This window comes from Actinomadura sp. 6K520 (assembly GCF_004349245.1).
GTDB lineage: Bacteria > Actinomycetota > Actinomycetes > Streptosporangiales > Streptosporangiaceae > Spirillospora.
The window spans coordinates 22,424-33,071 of sequence record NZ_SMLC01000033.1 but is presented as its reverse complement, the minus strand read 5'-3'; the positions used below and the strand labels follow the sequence as shown (position 1 = coordinate 33,071).

The window sequence follows — 10,648 nt, the reverse complement described above, 5'->3', positions numbered from 1 at the left end:
GGCCCGGATCGGGGATTGGGGGACCGGTGTGCCCATTGGGACGCCCCGGTCGGCTCGCCGGTTGTCCGGTGGCGGCCATCGGCCACCAGTGTTCGTGTGAATTCGATCGACCACAAGACTATCTGTTTAAGGGGCCGACGTGTATGGTCGGTACCCGCACCGCTCTGGTCGTTCATGCAGGGAGGTCCCTTGAATCAGGGCGCCGACCTCGTGCGATTCTCCGGCGGCGGCCCGGTTGACCGGAGACTGTGTCCGCATACGGCCAGGCGTGTCAGGCCCCCGGCAAGGCGCCGCCGCCCGCTGCCCGCCGACCAGGGAGCTCCCGCCCTCCCGTCGCTCCGACCTGGGATGACGCCCCGTCGGAAAGGGGGCCCGCCACGCTTGTCGCGAGTAGCGCGTCCGGGACGCCGCACGGTCACCGCCCGGCGACTGTCGGAGAACGGTGTTCCCGCCTCGTCGGCACACCTATCCTGGCTGCCCGGCCTGTCCTCCGGCCGGACGACCCTGGTCAGTGCCGTCCTGGGAAGGCGGGTGCCGATGAAGCCGCTCGAACCGTCCGATCCCCGGACGATCGGCGGCATTGAGGTGCACGGCAGGCTCGGCGAGGGCGGCATGGGCGTCGTCTACTTCGGGGTGACGCCGGACGCGGAGCAGGTCGCGGTCAAGGTGATCCGGGACGATCTGGCCGGCCAGGTCGCCATCCGCGAGCGGTTCGACCGGGAGGTTCTGGCGCTCGGCATGGTCCACGGCCCGCGGGTCGCGGGCCTGGTGGCCGCCGCGGAGCCGGGCGCCGACCGTCCCTGGCTGGCGATGGAGTACGTGCGCGGCGAGACGCTCAGGGAGTACCTGGCGGTGCGCCCGGCGCTCACCGCCGAGATGGGCGCGGCACTGGGCGTGCTGCTCGCGGAGGCGCTCACCGACATCCACGCCGTCCGCGTCCTGCACCGCGACCTCAAGCCCGGCAACATCGTCCTCGGCTCGGACGGCCCGAAGGTCATCGACTTCGGTCTCGTCGCCCTGGAGGACGCCGGGGACGACCTCACCCGCACCGGCACGCGCCTCGGCACGCCCGTCTTCATGCCGCCGGAGCAGGTCGAGTCGGCGAAGGACCTCACTCCCGCGGCCGACGTGTACGCGGCGGGCGTGACGCTGCTCTACGCGCTGACCAAGCACTACCCCTACGCGCACAAGAACGAGCACGCCCTCTACTACGCGATCATGAACCCCGACAACGAGCCGGACCTGTCGGGCCTGCCCGCGTCGCTGGCCCCGGTTGTCGAGGCGATGCTCGCGCACGCCCCGGAGTCCCGGCCGGCCCCGGCGGAGGCGTCCGCCGAGTTCCGCCGCGTGCTGGACGCCGCCGGGCTGTCGGTCAACGACGCCCGCACTCACTTCGCGACGCTCACCTATGTCGAGCGGCCGGACGATCCGCCGTCCGACATCGAACCGCCGAAGCGTCCCGCACGCTCACGACATCGGGAGCGGTCGGTGCCCCGCCCGGTCGTGGCCTCCCTCGCGGACCGGCTGGCCGTCGCCTACGCGCCCGGCCCCAGACTCTGACCGCGGCCCGCCCGCCGCCACCGCCCGCCCCCGAGAACGACCCTCGAGAACAACCCGGTGAACGATCCGTTAGGAGCCCGCAGAGTGACCTCCTCCGCAGACACCGCGACCCCGTACGCGCCGGGCGCGCGCATCGAGGTCCGCGACGCGGAGTGGATGGTGCGCACCTGCACCCCCACGCCCCGCGACGGCTTCAAGATCACTGCCGTGGGGGTCTCGGAGTTCGTCCGGGACGAGGACGCGGTCTTCTTCACCGAGATCGACGACGTCGTCCCGCTCCGCCCCGAGGACACCCGGCTCGTCGCCGACACGTCCTCGGCGTTCGCGCGCAGCCGCCTGTACCTGGAGTCGGTGCTGCGCCGCACGCCGCTGCCTCAGTCCGAGCGGGGACTCGCGCTGGCCGACCGGTTCCTCCTCGACCCGCTCCTCTACCAGCAGCGCCCGGCCGAGCTGGCACTGAAGGGGCTGCGGCCCCGCATCCTCCTCGCCGACGTCGTCGGCCTCGGCAAGACCCTCGAAATCGGGCTGATCCTGGCGGAGCTGATCCGCCGGGGACGCGGTGAGCGCATCCTGGTCGTGACGCCGCAGCAGGTGCTGGAGCAGTTCCAGCACGAGCTGTGGACGCGGTTCGCGATCCCGCTCGTCCGGCTCGACTCGGTCGGCATCGAGCGGATCCAGCGCGACATCCCGGCCGGGCGCAACCCGTTCCTGTACTACAAGCGCGTCATCATCTCCGTCGACACCCTCAAGAACCAGGGCCGGTACGGGCAGCACCTGGAGAACATGCACTGGGACGCCGTCGTCATCGACGAGTCCCACAACCTCATCAACGAAGGCAACCTCCGCAACAAGCTGGCCCGCCTCCTCGCCCGCCGCACCGACGCGCTGCTGCTGGCGAGCGCGACGCCGCACAACGGCGACGCGAAGTCGTTCGCCGAGCTGATCAGCCTTCTCGACCCGGCCGCCATCGCGGACCCGAAGAAGTACTCGGCGTCCGACATCGACCACCTCTACATCCGCCGCACGAAGATCAGCGACGAGGTCCGCGACCGGATCCGCGGCCGGTGGCCCGACCGCGGCCCGTCCATCTCGCTGCGCACGCCCGCCACGCCCAAGGAAGAGGCGATCTTCGCGGAGCTGGCCGAAGTCTGGCTGCCCGGCTCCGACCGCACCGGCGGTTCGGTGGTCGACGCCGACCGCCGCCTGTTCCCCTACACCCTCGCCAAGGCGTTCCTGTCGTCGCACGTCGCCCTCGGCGCGACCGTCGCCAAGCGGCTGAAGAACGCGACCGAGCCGCGCGAGATCGAGGCGCTCAACAACCTGGCCTTCCTGGTCGAGCAGATGGGCGACCGCGACTCTGCCAAGCTCAAGGCCCTCGTGGACGAGCTGAAGAACATCGGCGTGAAGGCCAGGGGCACGATGCGCGCCGTCGTGTTCTCCGAGAGCATCCCAACCCTGGAGTGGCTCGCCCGGACCGTCCCCGCCGAACTCGGGCTCGCCGCCGACCAGGTGCAGGTCATGCACGGCGGCTTCTCCGACCAGCGCCAGCAGGAGATCGTCGAGGCGTTCTCCCTCGCCGACAGCAAGGTCCGGCTGCTGTTCACCGGGGACGTGGCGTCCGAGGGCGTGAACCTGCACCGCCAGTGCCACCACCTGGTCCACTACGACCTGCCGTGGAGCCTGATCCGGATCGAGCAGCGCAACGGCCGCATCGACCGGTACGGGCAGGAGCACGAGCCGCAGTTCCGCGCGATCGTCCTGACCTCGCAGACGGAGGGCGCGCTGGACGACACGACCGTCGCCGAGAAGCTCCTCAACCGGGAGGAGGAGGCGCACCGCAGCATCGGCACGGCCGAGGCCGTCACCCGCGAGTTCACGGCGAAGAAGGAAGAGGACCGCCTCATCAAGGACCTCCTCAAGGGCAAGTCGGTCGAGGAGTCCCTCGCGGAGGCGCCGCCGGTCGACTTCATGGCCGAGCTGTTCGGCGCGGTGGAGCAGGGCGAGGCGCGTTCGGAGGTGAAGCGCGCCCGCGTCCCGAAGCTGTTCGGGGCGACGGAGGAGTTCGTCCGGGAGGCGCTGCGCACCGTCTGCCCGGACCTGCGCGTCGACGACGACGGCGGGCTGCTGGCGTTCAAGCCGCCCCCGGACCTGGTGCATCGGCTGTCCGCGCTGCCGGCGTCCTACCTGCGCACCCACAAGATCACCGAGCGGATGAAGGTCACCTTCGACCGGGACCTCGCGCAGCGCAAGCTGGACGAGGCGCGCCGCACCAAGACCATGTGGCCGGACATCGCGTACCTGTCCGACCTGCACCCGATGGTGGAGTGGCTGGTGGACAAGGTGCAGGTGCAGCTCGTCCGCCGCCAGGCGCCCGTCATCGCCGCGAAGGTGGACGAGCCGACGTTCCTCGTCCAGGGCATCTACTCCAACGCGCTGGGGCAGCCGACGGTGGTCGACTGGATGGCGATCAGCGGCCTGCCCGGAGCGCCGGTCGTCCGCGACATGACCGAGGTCCTCACCGAGGCCGGGGTCGGCCCCAAGATGATCAACACGAGCCGGACGCCCGACTTCGAGCGCCTCACGCCCCTCATCGAGCCCGCGATCCACGCCGCGCGCCGCCACCTGGACGAGCAGCGCGACCGGCACGACGACGAGGTGGCGCGGCCGCTGCGGGAGTACGACGGGCAGCTCGAACTGTGGGAGCGGGAGAGCTTGAAGAGCCTGGACGGGACATCGCACGGCGCGAAGAAGCGGGGGCAAGTGAGCGGCACCGTCACCGACCAGAAGCGGCTGCTCAAGAGCCTGGAGACCACGGGCGAGCCGCTGCTGCGCATCCTCGCCGTCCTTGAGGGGGACTCGTGACGTACGACTCGATCGTCAACCGCGGCGACTACTTCTCGGCCCACTACCTGGCCGAGGTTCTCCCCAAGGACCTGAAGAAGAAGGACGGACTGCTCGCCCGCTGGGCCGAGGCCGAGAAGGACGGGCATCCCACCCCGCGCACCGGCCTGCGCGGCCTCAAGCGCAGCTACTTCAAGGACCGTCCCTTCTTCGCGGACGCCCTGGAGACCGTCCGCGAGGGCAGGGACATCCCGAAGATCGAGGAGTGGAAGAAGGCCCTCCACGAGCTGCACGGCGACGTCCTGCGCGCCCTGGGCTTCAACGCCGAGCCGCGCGTCCTGACGGTCGAGCGGTCGGACAGGCAGTACGAGGTCGCCGTCGCGCACGCCGAGCCGGCCGACCGTCCCAGCGTCGTCGCGATCGAGTGCGGCTGGGCGCCGGACGTCGACGCCGCCCTCGACAGCACCGACGCCGGACGGCTCCTCACCCCCGTCGAACTCGACCACCCGCACATGCTCCGCACCGGGGACAAGCTCGCGTCGTGGCTGTTCGCCGCCGACGAGCCGCCCCGCTACGTGCTGATCCTCGCGGGCGGCGTGGTCATCCTGGCCGACCGGATGACCTGGGGCGAGGGACGGTACCTCGCCGTCAGCCTGGACGTCGCGCTCGGCCGCAGCACCGCCGCGGCCGCCGAGATCGAGACGATCGCCGCCCTGTTCGGCGCCGACTCGCTCCTCCCGCCCGAGGAAGGCGGAGCCGAGCCCCTCGCCGAACTGCTCTCCGGCTCCCGCCAGCACGCCGTCGGCGTGTCCAAGGAACTGCGCGAAGGACTCCGCGAATCCGTCGAGATCATCGCCAACGAGGTCCTCGACCGGATGCGAGAGCAAGGCGTCCGCCCCGAAGAGGTCATGGAACCGGCGGCCTTCGCCAAGGAACTCGGCCGCGAAGCCCTCCGCTACCTCTATCGCATTCTCTTTCTGCTGTACGCCGAGGCCCGCCCGGAACTCGGCATCCTCCCCACCGACGACGAGGCGTACGTCAGGGGCTACAGCATGGCCCGCCTCGGGGACCTGATCGTCCGCGACCTGGTCTCGGAGGAGTCGCGCCGCAGCGTCCACCTCTACGAGTCGCTCGACCTGCTGTTCCACATGGTCAACGAAGGCCACAACCCGCGCGGCGCGGGCCGCACCCTCGGCTCGGAAGGTGAGGGACTCCGCTTCGAACCCCTCAAGTCGGACCTGTTCGACCCCGCCCGCACCCGCTTCATCGGCAAGGCCGCGATCGACCTGGACGAGGACGACCCCGACTCCCAGCCCATCGACACCCGCCTCCGCAACGAGGCGCTGTACAAGGTGCTGCGCCTCCTCATGCTCGCCAAGGGCAAGCGCAAGGAACGCGGCGGCTTCATCTCGTACGCGCAGCTCGGCATCAACCAGTTGGGGGCGGTGTACGAGGGGCTGATGTCGTACACGGGGTTCATCGCGAAGGAGGAGCTGTACGAGGTCGCCAAGAACGGCGACCCCAAGGACGGCTCCTGGATGATCCCCGCCTCCAAGGTCGACGACTACGAGGACGCCGTCTTCGTCCGCCGCGTGGACGAGAACGGCATCAAGACCGACGAGCGCGTCCGCTACAGGCCCGGCGCCTTTGTTTATCGGCTCGCCGGCCGCGACCGCCAGACCAGCGCGTCCTACTACACGCCCGAGTCACTGACGCAGGTCACCGTGCAGCTCGCCCTTCGCGAGCGCCTCGACCAGGACGGGACGACCACCAAGGCTCGCGAGATTCTCGACTGGACGATCTGCGAACCCGCCCTCGGCTCCGGCGCGTTCCTCAACGAGGCCATCAACCAGGTCGCCGCCGAGTATTTGAAGAGGCGGCAGGCCGAGAAGAACCAGAGCCTCGAACCCGACCGCTACGCGGAAGAACTCCAGAAGGTCAAGGCGTACATCGCGCTCCATAACTCGTATGGGGTGGACCTCAATGAGACGGCCGTCGAACTGGCCGAGGTCTCGCTGTGGCTGAACGTCATGCATCGGGGCTTGCAGGCTCCGTGGTTCGGCCTGCACCTGCGCCGGGGCAACTCGCTCATCGGCGCGGGCCGCCGCCTGTACGAGGCGCACCACCTGAAGAAGAAGGCGTGGCTCAACACCGCGCCGAAGGACCACCCGTTCCGCGACGGCCCGATGCCCGACGGCCTTCCACCATTTCCTGCTGCCCGCCCAGGGCTGGGGAGCGGTCGCGAGCGAGAAGGAAGCCAAGAACCTCGCGCCCGACGACGCCAAGCGCCTCGGCGCCTGGCGCAAGGGGATGCTCAAGGACCCGTCCACCAAGAAGAAGCAGGGACAGAAGCTCACCCAGGTCCAGCGCCTCCAGGGCCTCGCCCGCCGCGCGGAGTCCCTGTGGGAGTTGGTCATCAAGCGGTTGGAGCTGTCCGAAAGGGACATCAGCCGCCGTATCCAGGTCTGGGGTGCGGACGACCTCCGCGAGCCGGGGGAGGAGATCGTCTCCCGCGAGCAGATCCTTGACGACCTGATGTGGCCGGGGACGCCCTTCTGGCGTCTCAAGACGCTGATGGACGCATGGTGCGCCCTGTGGTTCTGGCCGCTCGACAAGGCCGGCCTGCTGGACGGTTCGGACGGCATCTACGAGCGGTTGAAGGACAACGTCCTCGACAGCGCGCCGCCTGCACCCGCCGATGTTGAGGCACCGGACCCCGACCCGGCCGGATTCCCGCAAAGCTGGGAGGCGGCGTCGCTCTTCGGGGAGACTCCTGTCCAGATTCCGATCAACCAGCCGAAGTCGCGTCCCAAGTCACCCCGCAAGCCCGCCCGCGTCGAGCGCCGCTCAGTGATCCCGCTCGCCGACCTGGACGACTGGCTCGACTTCGCCGAGGCCCTCCTCGGCACTGATGACATCCCGGAAGACTCTCTCGGTGCCCACTTCGCCTCGCTGGCGGAGCTGGGCGAACACGAAGACCAGCTCCCTGCCTGGATGGGCATGGACAACGAATTCAAGCTGAACGAACGTTTCCCCTGGCTCAACACCGTCGAGAGCATCGCCAAGCAGCAGGGTTTCTTCCACTGGGAACTCCAGTTCGCCCGAATCTTCTACACGGGCGGGTTTGACCTCCAAGTAGGTAATCCTCCATGGGTCCGTCCTCGCTGGATTGAGGCACCTATCCTGGCCGAAGTGGAACCATGGTTTTCCTTGGCCGACAGACCTACCGCAGAAGAATGGAATAATCGAAAGCTTTCGATCTTCCGAAGTGGCGCGGCAAAGTTGTACCTGCTGCGCGAATTGGAGAAGAGCGCTGGAATGCTGGGTTTCTTGGGCTCTTCAGTAGCGTACGAGCACCTTGAAGGGACTCAGCCTGACCTTTATCGCGCTTTCATGTGTAAAGTGTGGAAGAATCTGGCGCCTACTGGTTTGGCTGGGCTAGTTCATCCTGACACGCATTTCGGTGGGGCGAAAGAGGGAGTACTGCGGGAGGCGGCATATCGTCATTTGCGATTCCATGTGCACTTTTCTAATCAGCTATATGTGTTCGCCGAGATACGAGACAAGATCGAATTTGGTCTACACATATATGGCGCGCCAAGTGAGATTGCGTTCACACATCTCAGCTGGGCTTTCAGTCCATCTGTGATCGTCGAGTCACTCAGGCATGATGGATCTGGGGAGCTGCCTGGCGTCAAGAATTTCGGTGCGTGGGACGTGCGCCCTCACCGCGAACGTCTGATTGAAATTGACGAGAACTTGCTCAGAATTTGGCATGGCTTGCTTGGAATGGAAGGTCGGCCGGTAGGTCAGACTCCACTTCTATATCCGCTCACTCGAGCTGAGGCGGAAGCTATCCAGGCAATCGCCTCCTATAATCACCGCCTGGCTCGCTCCAGCCCTCGGATAAGTCGCGGGTTTGATGAGGCCAGGACACGTGCAGCTGGGCTTATCCGGTGGAGTAATTCGGTACCAGAGCGGCTAAGTGATGTCGTGCTACAGGGGCCCTACCTGGGCATCGCGACGCCTTATGCGAAACAGCCTAATATTCCTTGTCGCAACAATCAGGATTACTCGCCTTGGGATCTGCGAACTCTTCCCCCATATGCGATACCTGTTACAAACTACGAGCAAGTGTCGTCGACTGGCCAGTCCCAGAGGTTGTTGGAACAGTGGGACGGGCGCAATTATACGGAATACTATCGTCTGGCATGGCGTCGTATGATCCCTTTGGCAAACGAACGCTCGCTCTTTCCTGCTCTTATCCCTCCGGGGCCGACGCACGTTCATGCTGTCCATAGCCTAGCTCTTTCAAACGACCGAGAAACTGTGATTGCAGCAGGCTTCTGGGCAGCTCTTCCCATAGACTACCTGCTTCGTATCACTGGCAAGTCCGACCTACAGGTCACAGATGCATCCAGTATGCCCACAGGCTACCCAGAGCACCCACTGGCGAAAGCACTAACTCTACGCACTTTGCGACTGAACTGTCTTACGGTTGCATACGCTGCCTTGTGGGAAAGACTCTACCTGGAGGATTGGCAACAAGAGCGGTGGGTATTGGGTGACCAGTCCCTGCCGCCTCTCGAGAACGTGCGTTACGATTGGGATGCGGCTATCCCCCTACGCAGTGAGCGCGAACGCCGCGCGGCACTAGTCGAGCTAGATGCACTCGTCGCGGTCTGGATAGGGCTCTCCGTTGAGCAGCTAGTTGCGATATATCGATCACGCTATCCAGTGCTTTGTGATTATGAGTCCAAGATCTGGTTTGATGTGCTCGGTCGAAAGATCGCCGGTAATTACAATGCCTATGGAATCGGACAAACAAAAGACGATTTCATCGCCTTGCAGGCTCATCTGGAAGACCCGCATTACGCGCCCGTTCCGAACGGGTACAAAGCGCCGTTCTATCGCGCGGATCGGGAGGCTGAGTATCGGCAGGCGCATGCTGTGTTCTCGGAGCGGTTGGAGCGGGCGAAGGCTGAGGGGTGGACGCCCGACGGCGAAGATTCCTTGGCATAGAGGGTTGCGCTGGAATTGATTGCGTCCTGCTGGTCGGGCGATGGCTATTCATCGATCGCATGGCAGGTTGCCCGAAGGTAGGAGGGGCTGGGCTGGCTTGCGTAAGGTCTTGATGCTCATTAGCGGACTGACCTTGGCGGCCGCACTGATTCGTCTGTTGCGTCAGGCATCTTGGGGTCAGCGACAACGTAATCCTCAAGAAGGAGAAGAGGAGCAGGCGGGCGAATCTCCAGCGTCTCAGGAAGTCGGAGATCAGGACTCCAAGTTGAAAGTCCTGTTGGCTGTCGTTATCGCAGGGCTCGGGATTGCTTTGGCTGCCGCTGCCTGGGATCGCTTCACTGTCTCGGCGCCGCCGGCCCCGTCGGAACATTTCGACGGCGTGATAACTGTCTTTCTTCCGGAGAAGACTGATCTTGTTGATGTGGAAATCAAGCATGCGCTCGCTACTGGGGAACCCCCATTGGAGCAAGGTCAGGTAAATACAGGGATGTACCTGACAGTGAAGATGCAAGGAGCGCGGAAGGTGCAAGATTGCATCCCATGGGTCTTGGGGCTCTTCAATCAGGCGAAGTTGCGCAACCTAGCGCCGTCTTCCGAGGTCTCCACGGCCGGATCACCGGCGGAAGGTCCAGGCGTCCAGCGTGTCAAAGGTAGGTCGTGCAGCGACAGCAAGGGGCGTCACGAGGTCTCCGTTTCAGGCGATCTGTCCCGAAGCTTCTTCAGCGTATCCGGTTTTCGTCTTTCAGTGACGACGCCGACCGTTTGGGTCGTCAATGTTCCAAGAGCTGAATTGGATCGTGACGTTGAGCATTTTCCGGTCCGTGATGAGTCTCTGAAGACTTCCAGCCCGAAGAAGTGGAATATTGTCGTCAGGCTGCTGTATCTGACATCGCAGTACAGAAGAGACTCAGGGGCGGGCAGGGATGACCGGCTCGGAGTTACTCTGCAAGCCTCTGATAGAGATCCCGAGAGGCTCGGAGTTTTCCCGCAAGAGTCGGCCACTATGCAGCGGGAGTATGCTGCGTACACCTACTTGTCGGGAGAGGCGGCAGGTAACCGCTCCCTCTTCATTGCAGGTGTACTTGCGGGGCTTGCTGGTGGTCTCCTGCCATGGGCCGGGCAACTCTTGCTGGACGCAATCCCACGCAGACGACGAGAAGTCACATCGTGACCGGGTCTCCCCGACGAGCAGCACAGGGCACGCTCTTCGGCAGGGCTGGGGTCA

At 65.7% G+C, this 10,648-nt stretch carries 4 protein-coding genes; all 4 read left to right on the top strand.

What is annotated here, in order from left to right; genetic code table 11:
- The first annotated feature begins 537 nt into the window (after positions 1-537).
- The 4 genes from E1289_RS11760 to E1289_RS11745 all read left to right on the top strand — a co-directional run bounded on the left by E1289_RS11760 (position 538) and on the right by E1289_RS11745 (position 10,594).
- Complete coding sequence (locus tag E1289_RS11760; protein WP_165970443.1) at positions 538-1,560, top strand: serine/threonine-protein kinase; 1,023 nt, start codon at positions 538-540, stop codon at positions 1,558-1,560.
- 84 nt (positions 1,561-1,644) lie between these two features.
- The gene (locus E1289_RS11755; protein WP_243712759.1) at positions 1,645-4,422 is read left to right on the top strand and encodes a DEAD/DEAH box helicase; all 2,778 of its coding nucleotides are present in this window, start codon (positions 1,645-1,647) and stop codon (positions 4,420-4,422) included.
- A 2,289-nt stretch (positions 4,423-6,711) separates the two neighbouring features.
- The gene (locus E1289_RS39530; RefSeq protein WP_243712758.1) at positions 6,712-9,423 is read left to right on the top strand and encodes a hypothetical protein; all 2,712 of its coding nucleotides are present in this window, start codon (positions 6,712-6,714) and stop codon (positions 9,421-9,423) included.
- Between the two features lie 97 nt (positions 9,424-9,520).
- Complete coding sequence (locus E1289_RS11745) at positions 9,521-10,594, top strand: hypothetical protein (protein WP_131978923.1); 1,074 nt, start codon at positions 9,521-9,523, stop codon at positions 10,592-10,594.
- Positions 10,595-10,648 lie beyond the last annotated feature (54 nt).